This is a genomic window from Pseudonocardia sp. DR1-2, assembly GCF_023717215.1.
GTDB classification, from domain to species: Bacteria; Actinomycetota; Actinomycetes; order Mycobacteriales; family Pseudonocardiaceae; genus Pseudonocardia; species Pseudonocardia alni.
In genome coordinates, this window is record NZ_JAMQOF010000006.1 from 300312 (window position 1) to 320791 (window position 20480).

Annotated in this window: 15 protein-coding genes; 2 read left to right on the forward strand and 13 right to left on the reverse strand. The window is 76.4% G+C overall.

Going from position 1 to position 20480, the window contains the following annotated elements:
- Window positions 1–23 precede the first annotated feature (23 nt).
- The 13 genes from ND486_RS19550 to ND486_RS19610 form a co-directional block, all read right to left on the reverse strand.
- Complete coding sequence (locus tag ND486_RS19550; protein ID WP_251785645.1) at window positions 24–806, reverse strand: putative protein N(5)-glutamine methyltransferase; 783 nt, start codon at window positions 804–806, stop codon at window positions 24–26.
- Between the two features lie 2 nt (window positions 807–808).
- A complete protein-coding gene (locus ND486_RS19555; RefSeq protein WP_251785646.1) occupies window positions 809–1516 on the reverse strand; it encodes a sirohydrochlorin chelatase in 708 nt (235 codons plus the stop codon).
- On the reverse strand, window positions 1513–2703 hold the full coding sequence (locus ND486_RS19560) for a uroporphyrinogen-III synthase (protein WP_251785648.1): 1191 nt from the start codon (window positions 2701–2703) through the stop codon (window positions 1513–1515). Before ND486_RS19560 ends, ND486_RS19555 begins: the two co-directional genes overlap by 4 nt.
- 106 nt (window positions 2704–2809) lie before the next feature.
- A complete protein-coding gene (gene nirD / locus ND486_RS19565; RefSeq protein ID WP_251785649.1) occupies window positions 2810–3208 on the reverse strand; it encodes a nitrite reductase small subunit NirD in 399 nt (132 codons plus the stop codon).
- Window positions 3205–5748 carry a nitrite reductase large subunit NirB gene (gene nirB, locus ND486_RS19570; protein WP_251785943.1) on the reverse strand — a complete coding sequence of 848 codons (2544 nt, stop codon included), beginning with the start codon at window positions 5746–5748 and terminating at the stop codon, window positions 3205–3207. Before nirB ends, nirD begins: the two co-directional genes overlap by 4 nt.
- Window positions 5749–5759: 11 nt before the next feature.
- Window positions 5760–7199: an FAD-dependent oxidoreductase gene (locus tag ND486_RS19575; RefSeq protein WP_251785650.1), complete on the reverse strand. Its 1440-nt coding sequence runs from the start codon at window positions 7197–7199 to the stop codon at window positions 5760–5762.
- 220 nt (window positions 7200–7419) lie between these two features.
- Complete coding sequence (locus tag ND486_RS19580; protein WP_251785651.1) at window positions 7420–7797, reverse strand: hypothetical protein; 378 nt, start codon at window positions 7795–7797, stop codon at window positions 7420–7422.
- A 202-nt stretch (window positions 7798–7999) separates the two neighbouring features.
- On the reverse strand, window positions 8000–10141 hold the full coding sequence (locus tag ND486_RS19585; protein WP_251785652.1) for a molybdopterin oxidoreductase family protein: 2142 nt from the start codon (window positions 10139–10141) through the stop codon (window positions 8000–8002).
- Between the two features lie 3 nt (window positions 10142–10144).
- Entirely contained in the window at window positions 10145–11518 is a 1374-nt protein-coding gene (locus ND486_RS19590; protein WP_251785653.1) for a nitrate/nitrite transporter, read from the reverse strand.
- A 269-nt stretch (window positions 11519–11787) separates the two neighbouring features.
- The gene (locus ND486_RS19595; RefSeq protein ID WP_251785655.1) at window positions 11788–12615 is read right to left on the reverse strand and encodes a TIGR02569 family protein; all 828 of its coding nucleotides are present in this window, start codon (window positions 12613–12615) and stop codon (window positions 11788–11790) included.
- Between the two features lie 179 nt (window positions 12616–12794).
- Window positions 12795–15002, reverse strand: coding sequence for a hypothetical protein (locus tag ND486_RS19600; RefSeq protein ID WP_251785656.1), 2208 nt, complete (start codon window positions 15000–15002; stop codon window positions 12795–12797).
- A 229-nt stretch (window positions 15003–15231) separates the two neighbouring features.
- Window positions 15232–16404, reverse strand: a complete 1173-nt coding sequence (moeZ, locus tag ND486_RS19605; RefSeq protein ID WP_073578322.1) for an adenylyltransferase/sulfurtransferase MoeZ — start codon at window positions 16402–16404, stop codon at window positions 15232–15234.
- 61 nt (window positions 16405–16465) lie between these two features.
- Complete coding sequence (locus ND486_RS19610) at window positions 16466–17488, reverse strand: alpha/beta fold hydrolase (RefSeq protein WP_251785657.1); 1023 nt, start codon at window positions 17486–17488, stop codon at window positions 16466–16468.
- Window positions 17489–17613: 125 nt separating this feature from the next.
- Between ND486_RS19610 and ND486_RS19615 the strand changes: the two genes are divergently transcribed.
- Both ND486_RS19615 and ND486_RS19620 read left to right on the forward strand, forming a co-directional pair.
- Entirely contained in the window at window positions 17614–18588 is a 975-nt protein-coding gene (locus ND486_RS19615) for a hypothetical protein (protein WP_251785659.1), read from the forward strand.
- Between the two features lie 6 nt (window positions 18589–18594).
- Window positions 18595–20382 (forward strand): HAD family hydrolase, encoded by a 1788-nt coding sequence (locus ND486_RS19620; protein WP_251785661.1) that lies wholly within the window; start codon window positions 18595–18597, stop codon window positions 20380–20382.
- Window positions 20383–20480: the final 98 nt, after the last annotated feature.

The following is a 20480-nucleotide window of genomic DNA, read 5'->3' on the forward strand; positions in this document are numbered from 1 at the left end:
GAGCAGAGCAAAGGAGCGCCCGATCAGGGCACCGCGCGCCCTTCCACCCAGGTCGCATCCCGGTCCTCGTCGTGCCCGACGTGCGCGACGAGCCCGTGCCCGCCGAACACCTCCGCCAGCACCGGGGCCTGGGCCGTGCCCGTCTCGATCAGCAGCGCCCCGCCCGGCGCGAGCCACTCCCCCGCCCCCGCGGCCACCCGGCGGGCCGGGTCGAGGCCGTCGCGGCCACCGTCGAGCGCGGTGCGGGGCTCGTGGTCGCGGGCCTCCGGGGGCATCGAGCCGATCGCGCCGCTGGGCACGTAGGGGGTGTTCGCGACGAGCACGTCGACGTGTCCCCGCAGTCCGGTGGGCAGCGCGGCGAACAGGTCACCGGTGTGCACCGTCCCCACCCCGGCCAGGTTCTGCGCGGCACAGGCGGTCGCGACCGGGTCCGCGTCGGCGGCGTGGAGGTCGACGGCGACCCGGCGCGCGACGGCGAGCCCGAGCGCCCCGCAGCCGCAACACAGGTCGACCACGAGCGGGCGCCCGGGATGCGCGGAGCCCGGCAGCGCGGCCACGGCCGCGTGCACCAGCGCCTCGCTGCGACGGCGCGGCACGAACACCCCCGGGGTGACCCGCACGGTCAGCCCGTCGAAGTCCACCCGGCCGAGGACGTGCTCGAGCGGATCCCCGGCGATGCGGCGCCGGACCAGCACCTCCAGCTCCGGCCCGTCGGCCGCGGCGGCGAGCAGCGCGGCCTCGTCCTCGGCGAACACGCAGCCCGCCGCCCGCAGCCGGGCGACCAGGTCCGGGTCGGGCCGGGGCACGGTCAGGCCGCGAGCACCGCGGCGGCCCCGGCGGCGTAGCGCTTGAGGACGGCGGTCACCACGTCGTCGTGCACGCCCAGCGGGTCGGCGACGACGTCGGCCCCCGATCCGAGCAGCCGCGTCTGGAAGACCCCGGGGGCCAGGAGCCAGGACGCGACCGCGACCCGCCGCTCCCCGGCGTCGTGCAGCCGGGCGACCAGCTCGGTCACCGACGGGCTGCCGGTGGCGGCGAACCCGACCGGGACCGGACGGCCGACCCGGCGGGCGAGCATTCCGGCGCTCGCGTGCACCTGGGCGACGGCGGACGGGTCCGACGAGCCGGCCGCGGCGAGGACGACGGCGTCGCCGTCGCGGTAGCCGGCCGTGCGCAGCCGGTCCAGGGCCGCGGCGGCGAGCAGCGGGTCGGGCCCCATGGAGCGGGTGACCGGGAACCGGGCCGGGTCGCCGCCGACCTCGGCGAGCTGGGCGGGCAGGTCGGTGCGCACGTGGTAGCCGGCGGCGAGGAACGCGGGGACGACGACGGCGCCGTCGTGGCCGCGGTCCCGCAGCCCGATCACGGCGTCGACGACCGTGGGACCGCGGACGTCGACGTAGCAGATCTCGACCTGCGGGCCACGTGCGGCGACGGCCGCGGCGAGCGACCGGATCACCGCGTCGGCGGCGTCGGAGCGCGACCCGTGCGCGACGAGGAGCAGCGGGAGCCCGGTCACCGGGTCACCTCCGGGTCCTCGGCGCAGTGCGCGCCGTGCTCGGGTTCGAGTGCGAGCCGGTAGCCGCGGCGCACCACGGTCTGCACCAGGCCGGGCACGCCGAGCGCCGCGCGGAGCCGGCCGATCGCGTTCTCGACGGCGTGCTCGTCGCCCGCCCCACCGGGCTGCGCGGCGAGCAGCTCGGCGCGGGACACGACCCGGCCGGGGCGCTTGGCGAGCAGCCGCAGCAGTGCCATGGGCGTCGGCGGGAGCGGGCACAGCGTGCCGTCGACGAGCACCGCGTGTCCGCGCAGCTCCAGCTGGTGGCCGCCGACCGGGAGCCTGCGGGCGCGGGCCGGGGCGACGGACTCGCAGGTCCGCACCATCGCGCCGAGCCGGGAGCGCTGCGGCTGCACGGTCGGCACGTCGAGTGCCTCCAGCGGTGCCGCGGTGACCGGGCCGACGCACAGCGCCAGCACGGGGCCGCGCAGCGCGGTGAGCAGGCCCTCGCGCAGACCGCGCTCCCCGGCGCGGGCGAGGATCCCGGCCGCGGCGGGGGCGCTGGTGAACGACAGGACGTCGATCCCGCCTGCCAGGGTGGTGTCGATCAGCCGGTCCAGCGGGCCGAGGTCCAGCGGCGGCGCCCAGCGGTAGACCGGCACCGTGACGACCTCGGCGCCCGCCATCTCCAGGGCGTCGACGACGTCGGGCAGCGGCTCGCCGTGCAGCTGCACCGCGATCCGGCTGCCCTCGACGCCGCGGTCGAGCAGGTGCTCCAGCACCTCGGCGGTGGACTCCGACTCCGGGGACCAGGCGTCGACCAGGCCCGACGCGCGGATCGCGCCACGCGCCTTGGGGCCGCGGGCGAGCATCTCCGAGCGGCCGAGCGCGGCGAGCAGGTCCTCGCCCAGCCCCCAGCCGTCGGCGGCCTCGATCCAGCCGCGGTAGCCGATCCCGGTGGTCGCGACGGTGATGTCCGGTGGTGCCGCGACGAGCTCGCGGGTGCGGTTCTCGAGGTCGGCGTCGTCGGCGAGGGCCACGATGCGCAGCGCGGGCCCGTGCTGGACGGTCGCGCCGCGGCGCTCCAGCATCGTAGCGAGCTCCTCGGCGCGCCGGGCGGCGGTGATGCCGACGGTGAACCCGGCCAGCGGTGGCACCGCGGCCGCGTCGGGCGCGGCGGCGGTGTCTCGTGCGGCGGATCGGGTCACCGGTTCTCCGTTCCTCCGATACCCCGGCCGGCCGGCGCGGAGGACGCGCAGAGGTCGCCGGGAGCGTCGCGGGTGGTGGTGGGCACGACGGTGCGGGAAGGCCCGTTCACCGTAGCCCGACCTGCAGCGCGTCGCCCATGACCCGCACCGCGAACGCGGGCAGGCTCACAGCGTCGCCGTCGTCGGCCCCGGCGAGGCAGCGGCCGTCGCGCAGGGCGAAGACCTGCTTGTGGAGCGGTGAGGCGACGGTCGGTTCGCCGCCGCGGTCGCCGACGATGCCGCGCGAGACGACCGCGGCCCCGGTGAACGGGTCGATGTTGCCCAGGGCGTACACCGAGCCGTCGGCGAGACGGAACAACGCGACCTGGGTGTCGCCGACGAGTGCGGCGACCCCCCGGCCGGGCTGCAGCCGGTCCACCGGGCAGACGGTGAGCCAGCCGGTGGGCTCGGTCCCGGCCGGGGCAGGCGCGGCGGTCGTGGTGGTCGCGTCGAGCCGGGTGGTCATCGGGAGGACACCTCCGGGAGGCCGATCAGGACGGGCTCGTCGGGACGGCCGGGGGCCGGGACGTTCTGTCCCCGCTCCTCGACGAACCGGACGGTGGGGTCGGGGGTGTCGGGCGCGTTGACGAAGGAGACGAACCGCTCCAGCTTCTGCGGGTCGGCCAGGACGCCGGCCCACTCGTCGGCGTAGGAGTCGACGTGACGGGCCATCGCGGCGTCGAGCTCGCCGCAGATGCCGAGCGAGTCGTCGACGATCACGGCGCGCAGGTGGTCCAGCCCGCCCTCCATCGCCTCGATCCACGGCGCGGTGCGCTGCAGCCGCTCGGCGGTGCGGACGTAGAACATCAGGAACCGGTCGATCGTCCGGACCAGCGTCGCGGTGTCCACGTCGGACACGAGCAGCTCGGCGTGGCGCGGGGTGAAGCCGCCGTTGCCGCCGACGTAGAGGTTCCAGCCGTGCTCGGTGGCGATCACGCCGAAGTCCTTGGACCGGGCCTCGGCACACTCGCGCGCGCAACCGGAGACGCCGGACTTGAGCTTGTGCGGGCTGCGCAGCCCGCGGTAGCGCAGCTCCAGCTCGACGGCGAGGCCGACCGAGTCCTGCACGCCGTAGCGGCACCAGGTCGTGCCGACGCACGACTTCACGGTGCGCAGCGACTTGCCGTAGGCGTGCCCGGACTCGAACCCGGCGTCGACCAGGCGGCGCCAGATCGCCGGCAGGTCCTCGACGCGGGCGCCGAACATGTCGATCCGCTGTCCACCGGTGATCTTGGTGTAGAGCCCGTAGTCGCGGGCGACCTCGCCGATGACGATCAGGCCCTCGGGGGTCACCTCGCCACCGGCGATCCGCGGCACCACCGAGTAGGTGCCGTTGCGCTGCATGTTCGCGAGGAAGTGGTCGTTGGTGTCCTGCAGGGTCGCGCGCTCGCCGTCGAGGACGTGCTCGTTGTAGAGCGTCGCGAGGATCGACCCGACGACCGGCTTGCAGATGTCGCAGCCCGACCCGCGGCCGTACCGGGAGATCAGCGCGGAGAACGAGGTGATGCCCGCCCCGGCGACGATCTCGAAGAGCTCGGCGCGGGAGTGGTCGAAGTGCTCGCACAGGGCCTTCGAGACCTCGACGCCCTGCTGCTCCAGGATCCGGGCGAGCGCCGGGACGCACGAGCCGCAGGTGGTACCGGCGCGGGTGCACGCCTTCAGCTCCGGCACGGTGTGCGCACCGTCGGCGATCGCCGCGCACAGCGTGCCCTTGGTGACGGCGTTGCACGAGCAGATCTGGGCCGAGTCCGGCAGCGCGGACGCGTCGGGCTCGGCGCCGCCCTTGGAGATGAGGGTGACCGGGTCGTCGGGCAGCCGGGACCCGACCAGCGGGCGCAGCGCGCCGTAGCGCGAGGCGTCGCCGACCAGGACACCGCCGAGCAGGGTGGACGCGTCGTCGGACACGACCAGCTTGGAGTAGGTCCCCTCGACCGGGTCGTTGACGACGATCTCCAGCGCCCCCTCGGTGACCGCGTGCGCGTCGCCGAAGCTGGCGACGTCGACGCCGAGCAGCTTGAGCTGGGTGGACATGTCCAGCTCCTCGGGCGTCATCCGGGCCTCGCCGCCGAGCAGCCGGTCCGCGACGACCTCGGCCATCGCGTAGCCCGGGGCGACCAGGCCGTAGGTGCGGCCCTCCAGCGCGGCGCACTCGCCGATCGCCCAGACGGCGTCGTCACGGGTCCGGCAGCGGTCGTCGACCCAGACGCCGCCGCGCTCGCCGACCGGCAGGCCGCAGTCGCGGGCGAGCTGGTCGGAGGCCCGGATGCCGGCGGAGAACACGACCAGGTCGGCGTCGAGCTCGACGCCGTCGGACAGCGTCCCGACCAGCCTGCCGCGGTCGGTGGACACCGCGGCCAGCGACACCCCGGTCCGCACGGCGATGCCCTGCGCGGTGACCAGTCGCTCGAGCAGCGCGCCGCCGCCCGCGTCGACCTGCACCGGCATCAGCCGCGGCGCGATCTCGACGACCTGCGGGGACAGTCCGAGCAGCCGCATCGCGCGCGCCGCCTCCAGGCCCAGCAGCCCGCCGCCGACGACGATCGCCGACGGCCGGCCCCTGCGGTCCGGGTCGTCGGCGGCGGCCGCGGCGGCCGCCCTGATCGCGTCGAGGTCGTCGAGGGTGCGGTAGACGAAGCACCCGGGCAGGTCCTTGCCGGGGACCGGCGGGACGAACGGGTAGGAGCCGGTGGCGAGCACCAGCGCGTCGTAGGTCAGGGTGCGGCCGGACGCGGTGGTGACGCGGCGGGCGTCGCGGTCGACCGTCGCGACGGCATCACCGAGGTGGTAGGTCACCAGCGGGTCGCCGCGCAGCTCGTCGTCGTCGAGGCGCAGCTCCTCCTCGGAGCGTCCGTCCACGTAGGAGGACAGGGCGACCCGGTCGTAGGCGCGGCGGGTCTCCTCGCCGAGGACGGTGATCTCCCAGTCCCCGGCGGTGTCCCGGTCCCGCATCGCGGCGACGAGGCGGTGGCCCACCATGCCGTTCCCGACGACGACCAGACGACTCATGCTCTGCTCCTTCATGCCGCGCTCTCCTGCGGCGGGTCGATGTCGGCCAGCCAGTCCCGGATCCCGCAGACGACGTCGCGGCAGCTCCCGCAGCCGGTGGCGGCCCGGGTGCGCCGCGACAGCGCGTCGACGTCGTGGGCGCCCGCGCGCCACGCGGTGACCAGCGCGTTCTTGGTGACGCTGTTGCAGCGGCAGACCACGGCACTTCCCGGCATCCGGACCGGGTCGGTGGCGGGCGACGTCTCGCCGGGCAGGGCCCGGCCGAGCAGCAGCGCGAGCCGGTCGGAGGGAGCGGGGGCGCCGGAGTCGTAGAGCCCGGTGATCATGGCGGCGGCGTCGGGCAGTCCCATGAGGACGGCCCCGACGACGCGGTCGTCGCGCAGCGCGAGCACGCCGTAGCGGCCGCGGCGGGGGTCGGAGACACGCAGCTCCTCGTCGCCCGCGGTGGGGTCGCCGAGGGCGGCGAGGTCGATGCCGCGCGCCTTGAGCCGGGTGACCGGGCGGGTGCCGCGGTAGCGCGCGGCCGGGTCGGTGCCGGTCAGCAGGTCGGCGAGGACGGCGGCCTGCTCCCAGCCGGACTGCACGAGCCCGCCCGGGGCGCCGGCGTGCTGCGCGCAGTCGCCGAGGGCGTGCACCCGGCCGTCGGCGGTGGCGAGACGGTCGTCGACGAGGATCCCCCGGTCGACCGCGAGCCCGGCGTCGGCGGCCAGCCCGCTGTTCGCACGCACCCCGGCGGCGACGACGACGTGGTCCGCGGCGATCCGGGAACCGTCGTCGCAGTCCAGGCCGGCCTCGGGGTCCCAGGCCTTGGCGCCGACACCGCAGCGGACGTCGACCCCGAGCCCGCGCAGCGCGGTCGCGAGCACCTCACCGGCGCCCGCGTCGAGCTGGCGTTCCATCAGGTGGGTGCGCGGGTGGACGAGGGTGACGGCGACACCGCGTCCGGCGAGCCCGCGGGCGGCCTCGACCCCGAGCAGCCCGCCCCCGACGACGGCGATCCGCGCGCCCGGCGCGGCCGCGTCGAGGATGCGCCCGCAGTCGTCGAGGTCGCGGAACAGGCTCACGCCGCGGCCCGGGACCTCCGGGGCCCCGGGGTCGGCGAGACCGTCGACCGGCGGCAGCCAGGCGCGGCAGCCGGTGGCGAGGACCAGCTCGTCGTAGGGGTGGACGGTGCCGTCGTCGGCGTGGACGACGCGCGCGGTCCGGTCGAGCGCCGTCGCCGCGACGCCGGTGTGCAGGGCGACGCCGTCGACGACGGGCAGCGCGACCATGGCGGGCCGCAGCCCGCCGGCGAGCACGGTGGACAGCAGCACCCGGTTGTACGCGGGGCGGGACTCCGCGCCGAGGACGGTGAGCGTCACCCGCTCGCCGTCCGGGTCGCGCCGGCGGACCTCCTCCACGAAACGGGCGCCGACCATGCCGTGCCCGATCACCACCACGCGCCTGCTCATGGCACCGACGGTAGGAACGGGGGGTTACGGGCAGAACGCCGACCATTGCACGGGCGTTACGAGGTCCTCATTCTCGGCGGGCGCCCTCCGTGAGCCGGGACCTCGCAGCGGTTCCTCCCCCTCGCAGCCTCTGGAGGGTGTGCGAGGTGGGGCGGGACCGTGCGAGGTGCGCCTGTGCAGCGCGCGGGGGTGCCCCTGCGCGACGTGCCGGGCGTTGCGCTCAGCGGTCGAGGACGGCGGCGACCCGCGCCGACCACCGCTCGTGCGCGGACTGGCGGGTGATCCCGGCGGCACGGCCGACCGTCTCCCAGCTGACCCCGATGCGGCGGAGCCCGACCAGCTGCGGCAACGGGTCGAGGCCGGCGGCCAGCGCGATCCGGAACGCGGCCAGCTGCCAGGCGGTCTCGCGACGGGCCGGGCCGTCGGTGCCCTGCTCGGCCTCCCACTCCGGCGTGCCGGGCAGCGGCGGGACACCGGCGACGGCGTCGGCGCGGCGGTCCAGCTCGGCGACCGCCGCCGCGGTGACGGCTCGGGCCGCCTCGGCGACGTCGACGGCGAGGGCGTGGTCGACGAGGGTGCGGTGCTCGGGTGCGGACATGTCCGTCAGGGTATCCCTGACAACGCTCGACGGCGGCACGATTTCCGGTGCGAGCCCCGGCGGCTCCCCCGGCAGCGGGCGCGGCACCCACCGCCCGCGCGGTGATCCGCAGAGCGCGCGGTGATCCACAGAGCGCGCGGTGATCCACAGAGCGCGCGGTGATCCGCTGCTCGCGCGTGTCCCGACGCGCGCGAGCAGCGGATCAGCGCGCGGACCGACCCGCGCCGGTGGGGCTCAGCTCGGCGGCGGTGCCGGATCCGCCGGACGGGTCCCGGTCCGTCGAGGCGGGTTCCAGCCGCACCGCGGCCACCTTGAACTCCGGCATCCGGCTCACCGGATCCAGGGCCGGGTTGGTGACGTTGTTCGCCGCCCCCGCCCCACCGAAGTGGAAGGGCAGGAACACCGTGTCCGGGCGCAGCGAGGCGACACAGCGGACGCGCGCCGTCGTCGTCCCGCGCCGGGACACGACGTCGGCCAGGTCGCCGTCGGCGAGACCGTGCCGGGCGGCGGTGTCCGGGTGCACCTCGACGAACACCTCGGGCGCGACGTCCGCCAACTCGGCGACCCGCCGGGTCTGCGCGCCGGACTGGTAGTGCACCAGCACCCGCCCGGTCGTCACGGTCAGGGGGAAGCCGCCGCCCGTGCCCTCGTCCGACTCGACGTGGTCGACCGGCAGCATCCGGGCGCGTCTGTCGGGGTGGCCGAAGCGCTCGGTGAACAGCCGCGGGGTCCCGGGGTGGTCGTCGGCGGGGACCGGCCAGTGCAGGGCCTCGCCCGCGTCGAGCCGGTCGTAGGACACGCCCGCGTAGTCGGCGATCCCACCGGCCGAGGCGCGCCGCAGCTCGTCGAACACGGTCCGCGGATCGGCGGGGAACTCCCCCGGTGCGTCGAGGGCCGCGGCCAGTCCGGCGATCACCTCGAGGTCGGTGCGCACCCCGGGCGGCGGGGCGAGCGCGCGACGGCGGCGCAGGACCCGTCCCTCCAGGTTGGTCATGGTCCCCTCCTCCTCGGCCCACTGGGCGACGGGGAGCAGGACGTCGGCGCGCAGCGCGGTCTCGCCGGGCAGCACGTCGGCGACGACGAGCAGGTCCAGCGCGTCGAGCCGCTCGGCGACGGCGCGGGCGTCGGGCGCGGAGACGAGCACGTTCGAGCCGAACACCAGCAGCGCCTTCGGCCCGCCGGGGCGGCCGAGGGAGTCGAGGAGCTCGACGGCGCTGCGGCCGGGCCCGGGGATCGAGGGCTCCGGCACCCCCCACACCCGTGCGACGTGCGCGCGGGCGGCCGGGTCGGTGATGTGCCGGTAGCCGGGCAGCTGGTCGGACTTCTGCCCGTGCTCCCGCCCGCCCTGGCCGTTGCCCTGCCCGGTGATCGTCCCGAACCCGGAGCCGGGGCGGCCGGGCAGGCCGAGCGCCAGCGACAGGTTGATCCACGCGGCGACGGTGTCGACGCCGTGCGCGTGCTGCTCGGCGCCGCGCGCGGTGAGCACGTAGCGCCGCGTGGACTCCGCGAGCCAGCGCACGACGGTACGCATGTCGGTGGCGGCGACGCCGCAGACCCGCTCCGCGCGCTCGGGCCACCACTGCGAGGCGATCGCCCAGGCGTCGTCGAAACCGGTCGTCCGGTCGTCCACGTAGGACAGGTCGAGGTGCCCGTCGACGACGGCGGCGTGCAGCATCCCCAGCGCCAGGACCAGGTCGGTGCCCGGGCGCGGGGCCAGGTGCAGCCCGCCGGAGGCGAGCGCGCGCTCCGCGGTCGGGGTGCGCCGCGGGTCGACGACGACCAGGCGCGCGCCGGTCAGGTGCGACATCAGGGGCGGCATGGTCTCGGCGACGTTCGCGCCGGCGAGGACGACCAGCTCGGCGTCGTCGAGGTCGGTGACGGGGAACGGCAGCCCGCGGTCGACGCCGAAGGCCCGGTTGCCCGCGGCGGCCGCCGAGGACATGCAGAACCGTCCGTTGTAGTCGATCTGGCTGGTGCCCAGCGCGACCCGGGCGAACTTCCCGAGCAGGTAGGCCTTCTCGTTGGTCAGCCCGCCCGCGCCGAACACCGCGACCGAGTCGGGCCCGTGCTCGGCACGCAGCGCGGCGAGCCGCGCGGCGACGCCGGTGAGCGCGTCGTCCCAGCCGGTCTCGACGAAACCGGCCGTCCGCGAGGTCCTGACCAGCGGCGACGTCAGGCGTTGCGGATGGGTGAGCAGAGCGCCGGAGGTCCAGCCCTTCTGGCACATGCCCCCGGCGTTGGTCGGGAAGTCACGGGCGTCGACCTCGCCGGACGGGCCGACCCACTGCCCGCACTGCAGGGCGCAGTACGGACAGTGGGTGGCGGTCCGGTCGTCCGGACCCACGGCTCAGACCCGGGCCATCGCGGCGGCCTCGGTGCTCCCGACCAGGGCGGCGCGCGGGCGCAGGTACACCGCCCAGGTGACGCCGATGCAGAGGACGTAGAACGCCAGGAAGCTCCAGAACGCGGGCGTGCCGGACTGGACCGTCATGAACGACTGGCGGAAGGCGAGGTTGATGAACAGCCCGCCCAGTGCCCCGACCGCGCCGGCGATGCCGATGACCGCGCCGGAGAGCCGTCGCGCGGTGTCGAACGAGGTCCCGCGGTCCGCGCCCCCGGCGATCGCGACGCGCGCCCGCCCGGTGAAGATCGCCGGGATCATCTTGTAGGTCGACCCGTTGCCGACGCCGGACAGCGTGAACAGGGCGATGAAGCCGATGGTGAACAGCGTCAGCGACTCGATCCCCGAGGCGAAGATGATCATCAGCGTGGCGACGGCCATGCCGACGAAGTTCCACAGCGTGACGACCGCACCGCCGAACCGGTCGGCGAGCTTGCCGCCGTAGGGGCGGATCAGCGACCCGATGAGCGGGCCGATGAAGGTGACCGCGGCGGCCTGCAGCGGCGTCCGGTCGAACTGGTTCTGCAGGACCAGGCCGAAGGCGAACGAGTAGCCGATGAACGACCCGAACGTCCCGATGTAGAGGAACGACATGATCCAGGTCTGGCGGTCGCGGCAGGCCTCGGTGAAGGCGCCGGTGTCGTTGGACATCGCGGCGATGTTGTCCATCCGCTTCCACGCCAGGAACGCCGAGATCACGATGAACGGCAGGTAGACCGCCAGCAGCACCCGCGGGGAGCCGGCGCCGAGGGTGGCGATGACGAGCAGGCCGAGCAGCTGCGCGACCGGCACGCCGAGGTTGCCGCCGCCGGCGTTGAGCCCCAGCGCCCAGCCCTTCTCCTTCTCCGGGAAGAACGCGTTGATGTTCGCCATCGACGACGCGAAGTTGCCGCCGCCGACTCCGGCGACCGCGGCGACGACCAGCAGCGTCGTGTACGACACGCCCGGCTCCAGCACGACCATCGCCAGGATCGTGGGCACGATCAGCAACGACGCCGCGAAGATCGTCCAGTTGCGGCCGCCGAAGCGGGCGACGGCGAAGGTGTAGGGCAGCCGCAGGATCGACCCGACCAGCGTGGGTACGGCGACCAGGAAGAACTTCTGCGCCGCGGTGAACCCGTACTCGGGCCCCATGAACAGCACCAGGACCGACCAGATGGTCCAGATCGAGAAGCCGATGTGCTCGGAGAAGATCGACTGCCACAGGTTGCGACGGGCGATCGCCGAGCCGGTGCGCTGCCAGAACCCCTCGTCCTCGGGGTCCCAGTGGTCGATCCAGCGGCCGCCGATGCGGCGCCCCGGGGCAGAGGTGGTGGTCACGGATCGGTCTCCTGATCGCCGGCGGTCACGTCGTCGACGACGCTAGGGACCCCCAGTTTCCGACGGGTGGCCCCGTGTGACACCCCCGCAACGCTTATCTCACACGGGTGTCGCGACGGCTGTGAGCCGCTTCGGCGCATCGGGACGCCGAGCGGGGCGTCGCAGAACGCGCCGCCCACCCGGTGGTGCACCGGGTCGGCCGGGGACGCAACGGCGTCCCCGTGTTCCCCGCGGCGCCGGTGAGCAGCGGCGTGCCGGGAGCGGCCACGTCAGAGCCGGCGGCTGACCAGGCTCGCGACCCGCTCGATCCCGGTGAGCGACTCGGTCGTCGCGTCCGGGTGCTGGGCGTGCAGGGCCAGCCGGTAGAGCACCGCCCGCAGCAGCGACTGCGGCCACTCGGGCAGCTCCGACCAGCGCTCGATCAGCTCCTCGTCGGCACCGCCCCAGGCGACCGCGTCGACGACGACGACCGCCGCCGCCCACTCCGCGGGCCGCCAGAACGGCACGAGGTCGAGCACCGCGGGCCGCCCCGTCGGGTCGAACAGCATGGCGCCGAACAGCTCGCCGTGCACGACCTGCGGGGTGAGCCGGATCGTGCGGCGGTGCGCGGCGAGCTCGGCGAACAGCCGGCCGCCTGTCTCGGGGTGCAGGTCCAGGCGGCGCTCGCCGAACGCAGCGGCCGCGGACCGGGACAGCAGGTCGTCGCGGTCGTCGAGCAGGCGCGGGCGCAGCACGGTCGCGGTGGCGGTGTGCAGCCGCAGCGACGCGGCGACGACCTCGTCGTGCCGCGGCTCGGGGACGCCGGGCACGTGCCGGGACGCGGCCCAGCCGCCCACGACCCACCGGCCGTCCGAGCTGCGGACGGGGCGGGCGAGGCGGACGCCGTCGACCTCGAGGTTCTCCAGGACCGTCGCCGACCAGGCGGCGACGACGTGGTCGGACACCGGCCGCAGCAGCACGTCGCCGCACTGCCAGGCCCGCTGGCCCGCCCACACGACGGGACGGGGGGACGTCTCGCGCACGCCGAAGGCGGTGCGGACGTGCTCGGGCAGGACGCTCGCGGCCGGCGCGGTGGCGAGCGTGCGGGCAGCGGTCACAGCGGGGACGGTACCCGCGTCACCGGCCCGCGTTCGTCGCGCCACGCCCGAACCGCGCGACGCGCCACGACCGATCGGGTGAACGGTGGACCGATCGGGGCCGGTGGGGCGGCTGCCGGGCCCGCGGGTGCACTCCCCCCGGCGGCCCGCTCCGTACGAGCCGGCCGCGGGCGGCCCCGTCAGTACGAGGAGCTGCCGCCGCCCCCGTCCGAGTCCGACCCCGACGACCGCGAGCCGGAGTCCGAGGACGAGGAGCGGGAGTCGTCCGAGCTGCTGCTCCGCGACGACCCCGAGTCCGACGACCCCGAGTCCGACGACCCCGAGTCCGAGGAGGACGAGGAGCCCGAGCCGGACGACCGGGACGACGACGAGCCCGAGTCCGACGACCGGGCGGACGACGAGCCCGAGTCCGACGACCGGGCGGACGAACCGGAGTCCGAGGACCGGGACGACCGCGACCCCGAGGATCCGGAGTCGGAGTCCGATCCGGAGGAGCGGGAGCCGGAGGACCGCGAGTCCGATCCCGAGCCGTCGGAGGAGCCGGACGAGCCGCCGGACCGGGCCCCGGAGGACCCGCTGCGCTCGGCCATCTGCTCCGCCGCCTGCCGGTCGGCCTCCGCCAGCACCGGCGCCGCCGCCTCCCGCCCCATGGCGGACTCGACGTAGGACCCGGCCACGGCGGTGACGATGCCGCCGGAGCCGCGGCTCCCGCCGGACCCCTGCGCTCCCGAGCCGGAGCGCTCCGTGCCGGAGCTCTCCGCCGGGGCGGTCGACGCGGGCGGGCTCGCAGGGGACGCGGCCGCGCGGGGCGAGGGCTCCTCCCGCGGCGCGGGGTCCTTCCGCGGCGCGGGGGCGGACCGGGCGGGGGCCTCGTCGGACGGACCGGAGGAGCCGGAGGACCCGGCGTCCGAGCCGCCGGAACCCGAGCCGGACTTCTTCCCGGTCAGCCCGCCCGCGACGTCGTCGACACCCCGGCCCAGCGATTCGGCGGTGTCCCCGACGCCCTGCGCGGCCTCGCCGACGCCGTTTCCGACCTTCTTGACCGGCCCCTCGGACGACGCCGGTACGACCTCGGCCCGATCGGCCTTCTTCGCGGCGCCCGAACCCGCACCCGAACCCGCGCCCGAACCCGCACCGGAGCCCGCGCCGTCGCCGGGGCCCGGCTCGCCGCCGGTCAGGCCGGCGACGCCGTCGGCGGCACCGGACACGGCACCACCGAGCTTCTCCCCCGGACCCGCGTCCCGGCCGGGTGTGCTGCCCGGCCCGCGGGCCGAGGCGCCCTCCGGCCCCTCGGCCCGCGGCCGGGTCTCGTCCAGCGGGCCCCGCGGGTCGGGCGGGCCACTGGTGCCGACGTCGTCGCGCTCGCGGTCCCCGGCGGTCTCCCGGCCCCCGGCCAGGACCTCGGGGTTGCGGCGCACCCCGGACGGCTCCGGGGTGGCGGGGTCCTCGCCGCGGGCGAGGGCCAGCACGTCGTCGGAGACCTTCTCGGTCTCGTCGCCGTCGCCGGGCAGCGGGGCGGTGCGGGCCCGGTCGATGCCGTCGTCGATGGCGGCCAGCCGCTCCGCGCAGGCGTCGCGGTTGCGGGCGCGCAGGTCGCGCTGCTCCTCCAGCGACGCGGCCGCGGCCATCTGGTCGGGAGTCCGGCGGGTGGCCGGCGGCAGGTCGGCGACGATCCGGTCCATCTCGGCGAGCTGCTGCTCGGCGGCGGCCAGCGCGTCCACGGCGTCCTGCCGGGACGTGTAGACCTGCAGCTGCGACTGCAGGGCGGCGCGCTGCTGGAGCAGGGTGTCGCGCTGCTGCTGCAGCTTCGCGACCGCGGCCGGGGTGTGGTCCGACTCGTGCGCGGACGCCTGCCAGGTCCGTTCGCTCGCGTTGAGCGTCCCGAGCTTGTCGTCGAGCGCCGCCAGCGCGATGCGGGCCTGCCCGGCCCACTGGTCGGCGGTGCGGTCCTGCGGCGCCGGGACACCGGTCACCGCCGGCGAGGTCGTCAGGGCGTACCCGCCGAGGAGCACGGCCGTCGCCCCGATCAGGGCCAGCGTGCGCCGGTGCCGCAGCGGGCTGCGCGGGGCACGCAGCGGTCCGGGGCGGTCCGGGCCCGCCGACGCGGCCGGCCGCGCCACGACGGGGCGGCGGGTCGCCGTCCCCCGCCGGGCGGGTTCCACGCGCTCGTCGGCCTCGACGGCCTCGGGCTCACGCAGCCACGGCAGCGTGTCGGCGAGCCGCTGGTCCCCCGCCGCCTGTGCCGCGGCCCGGCGGGCCTGGCGGGCTGCCAGCCGGTGGGCGGCGGAGCAGTAGCGCCGCTGTGGACGGTCGCCGGACACGTCCCCCGTGGGCTCCAACGGTGCGTCGCACCCCTGCAGGGCGCATGTGCGCAGCGAGTCCTCCACCGAGCGTCCTCCCGACCTAGTGATCGCGTGCATCCCCATGTCGCGGCGATCGGTCGACATGTTTCGCCCAACGGGCGAAATGCAGGGCTGAACGGACGATGTTCACTCGGACGGTCGTGTGCGATCGATAAGCGGTCACGCTGTGCCACACCAGGAACGGCGACGGCCGCCGTCCCGGGTGTACCGGTGACGGCGGCCGTCGGTGTAGGGCGGAGCGGGTCGGCCCCGGTCAGTAGGTGGGCTGCGACGGGTCGATCTGCTTGACCCAGGACAGCACCCCGCCGCCGACGTGGACGGCGTCGCGGAACCCGGCCTTGTGCAGCGCGGCGAGGGCCTCGGCGGACCGGCCGCCGGACTTGCAGTGCAGCACGACCGGCTTGTCCTGGGCGATCTCCGACAGCGCGGCACCGGACAGGATCCGGTCCTTCGGGATCAGGACCGAGCCCGGGATCCTCACGATCTCGTACTCGTGCGGCTCGCGGACGTCGATGAGCTGGAAGTCCTTGCCCGCGTCGATCATCTGCTTGAGCTCGCCGACGGTGATCGTGCTGCCGGCGGCCGCGTCCTGCGCCTCCTGCGTCACGGTGCCGCAGAACGCCTCGTAGTCGATCAGCTCGGTGATCTTCGGCGTCTCCGGGTCCTTGCGGATCTTCACCTGGCGCCAGGTGGTCTCCAGCGCGTCGTAGATCACCAGGCGGCCGAGCAGCGGCTCACCGATCCCGGTGAGCAGCTTGATCGCCTCGTTGACCATGATCGAGCCGATCGACGCGCAGAGCACGCCCAGCACGCCGCCCTCGGCGCAGGAGGGGACCATCCCGGGCGGCGGCGGCTCGGGGTAGAGGTCGCGGTAGTTGAGGCCCTGCCCGTTCGGGGCGTCCTCCCAGAAGACCGACGCCTGGCCCTCGAACCGGAAGATCGAGCCCCAGACGTAGGGCTTGCCGAGCAGCACCGCCGCGTCGTTCACCAGGTAGCGGGTGGCGAAGTTGTCGGTGCCGTCCAGGATCAGGTCGTAGTCCCGGAAGACGTCCAGCACGTTCTCGCTGGTGAGGCGCTCGTTGTGCAGGCGGACGTCGACGAAGGGGTTGACCTCGCGGATCGAGTCGCGGGCCGACTCGGCCTTCGGGCGGCCCACGTCGGACTGCCCGTGGATGACCTGGCGCTGCAGGTTCGACTCGTCGACGACGTCGAACTCGACGATGCCCAGGGTGCCGACGCCCGCGGCGGCCAGGTACAGCAGGGCGGGCGAGCCGAGGCCGCCCGCGCCGACGACCAGCACCTTCGCGTTCTTCAGGCGCTTCTGCCCGTCCATCCCGACGTCGGGGATGATGAGGTGGCGGCTGTACCGCTCCACCTCGTCCTTGGTGAGCTCGGCTGCCGGCTCCACCAGTGGCGGTAGCGCCATCTCGTCCACTCCTCGCGGGTTGCGTGCGGGTCTCAGGGCGTCTCAACGCGCCACGTGCGCGTCATCTTCCCGCACCCGCTCCGACCGGCACCGTGTCCCACAGCGCGGCGACGGCGTCGGCCACCGCCGCGGGCCGCTCGATCTGCGCGACGTGCCCGGCCCGGGGCAGCACCAGCAGCCGCGCCCCGGGCAGTGTGGCCGCGGTCCGCGCGGCCAGCCGCGGGGACACGATGCGGTCCTGCTCGCCCCACACCACCAGCGACGGCACCCGCACCCGGGCCATCCGGCGCCAGATCTCGCGCCCGGCCCACAGCCCGAGCAGACCGCGGGTGGCGCCGTCGGTGGCCGCGCCGGCCCAGGGCAGCGTCGCGCGGTGCTCGTGTTCGGAGATCAGCTCCTCGAGCCGGCGGGCGGAGCCGCGCTGCGGGTCGGCGAAGCAGACCTTCACGATCCGCTCGGCGCGGGCCCGCAGCGGCTCCTCGGCCAGCGCCCGCCGCGCGCCGCGCCCGAGCAGCGGCACCATGGCCAGCGCCATCCGCGGGTCCGACAGGCGTCGCGGGTCGGGGCGCCGGTCCGGCACCGCGGGCGAGACCAGGGTGAGGCTGCGGACGAGCTCGGGACGGCGGGCCGCCACCGTCGTCGCGATCACGCCGCCGAGGGAGTTGCCGACCAGGTGCACCGGGCGGTCGCGCCCGGCCAGCCAGCACAGCAGCGCGTCCGCCATGCCGTCCGGGCCGAAGTCGGCGACGGCGGTCGGCTCGGACAGCCCGAACCCGGGCAGGTCGACGGACAGGCCGGCCGCCCGTGGTGCGAGGAGCCCGGCGAGGTCGGTCCAGTTCGTGGCCGACCCGGCGAGCCCGTGGACGTAGACGGCGTCGGCGTCGCCGGTGCCGGGGGTCTCGCGCACGTGCAGGGTGACCCCGCCGGAGGTGACCGCGCGCCCGGGCCACGGCGGGCGCTCCGCCGCGGCCCGTTCCGCGTCCACCGGTCCCACGGCGCCCGGGGACGTCGCGGCACCCGGCGCCGTCACCGGGGCGGGCACGGTGACGGGCGGGTGAACGGACATCGACGGGGCGGCGACCATCCGACCAGCATGACGTGTCGTGCGCGTCACCCGCCGCGCCGGGTGATCCCCGTCTCGCTGTGATCACCGTCCGCATCCGGCGCTCCACGGAGCGCAACGAGATCGCCCCCCGGACGTTGTACCCCGTGGACGACGCGACGGAGGAGGTGGGCATGGGGCGGATCGCGGGATCGGCCGCGGCCCGGCTTGCCGGTTTCGGCGCCGCGTCGGTGCTGGTGTTCACCGCGGCCTGGACGGCGGGCGGTGCGGTGGGCACCCTCTCGGCGACCCCGGCCGCCGACACGCGGGCCGGCGGCGACCCCGGTGACGAGCGCGGCGACGACGGCGTCCTCGCGGCCGGCCTGGCCACCGGCGACGCGACGACCGGCGCGGGCGGCGTGCTCACCACCGCGGCCGGCTACACCCTGACCCCGGTCGGGACCGTCCACCCCTGGCGCGAGCCCACCGAGGTCGCGTTCACCGTGACCGGTTCCGACGGCGCCCCGGTGACCCGGTTCGACGCCCCCTCCGACGGCTCCGGGGTCATGGACGTCGCCGTGCTACGACGCGACGTCGCCGGCTACATGCGGCTGCGCGCCACCCAGGGCCCCGACGGCGTGTGGCGGGCGCCGGTCCGGTTCCCCGGCCAGGGCGTGTGGCGGCTGTACGCCGGGTTCACCCCGACCGGCGGCCCGCACCTGGACCTCGGGGCCGACCTGCACGTCCCCGGTACCTACGGTGCCTTCACCTTCCCGTCCGAGAACCGGGCGGGGCTCTGCGGGGGCAGTGACCAGCAGGTCCGTCTCGACGGCGCCCTGGTCCCCGGCGGGGAGTCCCGGCTGTTCGCGACGGTGGGGCGCGACGGCACCCCGGTCACCGACCTCGAGCCCGTCGACGGCGGCGCGTTCGGCCGCATGACCGCGGTCCGCCAGGGCGACCTGGCCCGGTTCCCGGTCCGTCCCGAGATCACCGGCGCGGCCGCGACCGACCGGTCCGGCCCCGGGGTGGCGTTCACGGTGTCGGTCCCCGCCCCGGGCAGCTACCGGCTGTTCCTCGACTACCGCTCCGGCGGTGTGCTGCGGTCGTGCGAGTTCACGCTCCCGACCGCCCCGGGGAGCTGACGGCGGTTGCCTCCGGTCCTGCGGGCCGTCGCCCCGCCGGTGGCGGCCCTGCTCGCCCTGCTGCTGCCGCTCGCCGGCCCGGCACTCGCCGGTGAGGCGTGGGCCCCGCCCTGCGCGGCGGCCGCCCTGCTGGTCGCCCTCGCCGTCGTCGCGACGACGGGGCGCCCCGGTCTGCGCGTCGCCGGGCGTGGCCTGCGGGAGGGCACGGTGACCGCCGAGACCGGCGTCGCGGCGGCCGCGCTCGCCGCGCTGGGGTGGTCGGCCGCGGTGCTGGCCGTCGCGGCGGTCTCGCCCGCGGGCGCGGGCGCGGTGCCGGCCGACCCGCTCGCCGGGCCCGTCCTGCTGCCCGGCGCCGCCGCGGTGCTGACCGTCGTCGCGGCCGCGGTGCAGCGCACCGGGCGCCCGGCCGACGGGGATACCGACGAGGTCCGCGCGGGCCTGCGCACCGTCGCGGACCGGTGGAGCGCCCTGCTCACCCCGCCCGCGGCGCTGGCCGCGGTCGCGGTGACCGCGTTCGCGGCGGGCACCGGCACCCCGTGGCCCGTCGCGGTCCCGGCCGGGATCGCGGTGCTGGTCGGGGCCTGCCCGGTGCCGCTGCTGGCCGCGTTGCCGGCGGCGCTGCGGGCCGCGGACCGGGCGGGCGGGGACACGGTGCGGCTGCCGTCGCCACTGCCCGGGCGTCGCGAGCCGGTGGGCTGGACCGGGCCCGCGGGCGGCCCGGGACTCGTGGGCCGGGTGGACACCGTCGCGCTGGCCGGGCCGGACGTGCTGACCGGCACCGGCCCCGGGACGGTCACCGTGCACGCGGGCCGGGGCGAGGACCCGGCGCTGGTGCTGCGGCTGGCCGCGTCGGTCGCGGCGGGCGCGCGGCCCGGGTCGGACCTGCGCGTCGCGGCGCGGGCGCTGGCCGACGCCGTCGACGGCCCGGTGCCCGACGTCGCCGAGGCCGACGAGCAGCCCGGCCTCGGGGTGTCCGGCCTGGTGGCCGAGCTGCGGGAGCCCGGCCCGGGCGACGGCGGCACCACGGCGACCGTCGTCGCGCACGCGGTCCTGCTCGGCGGCCCGGACTGGCTGGCCGAGCACGGGATCCGGGTGCCCCCGCCGCTGTCGGCGGAGCGGGAGCGGGCGGTGGCCGAGGGCCGCGCCGTCCTCGTCGTCGCCTGGGACGGGTGCGCCCGCGCCGTGCTCGCGCTGCCCCGGGCGCCGCACCCCGCGGCCCGACCGGGGGTGGCGGAACTGGCCGCGGCCGGGGTCGCGCCGGTCCTGCTCACCCCCGACGACGACGGCGCCGCCCGTGCCCTCGCCGCGGCGTCCGGTCTCGACCCGGCCGACCCCGACGCCGTCCGCCCGGGGCTGGACGCGGCGGCGCGGGCCGCGGCCGTCGCCGGGCTGCGGGTACGCGGCCGCACGGTCGCGGTGGCGGCCGACCCGGCCACCGACGAGGCCGCCCTGGCCGCCGCCGACCTGGCCGTGGAGCTGGCGCCCTGGCCCACCGACGACGGGGCAGGCCCCGGGTCCGAGGACCGCCCGGACGCGCGGCCGGACCCGGTCGTGGTGCCCGCACCCGGATCGGAGAGGATCTGCGCCCGTGGCGGCCCCGCCGAGGTGGCCGCCGCCCTGCTGATCGCCCGCCGCGCGCGGGCTCAGGTCCGCGCGTACGTCCGTGCGGCCGTGGTGCTCGCCGTCGCCGGCGTGGTCCTCGCCGTGCTCGGGACGCCCGCGGTCGTGGTGGCCGCCGTGCCGGTCCTCGGTGCGCTCGGGCTCGCCGCCCGGGGCCCGCGCCGCCGATCGTGAGAGGTTGTCACCCTTCTGCGGAGAAGCCCGTTCACGGATCGTTCGTCAACGCGGTTACCTGCTAGTAGGGTATTCCCACGACGGGTGAGAGGTAGGGG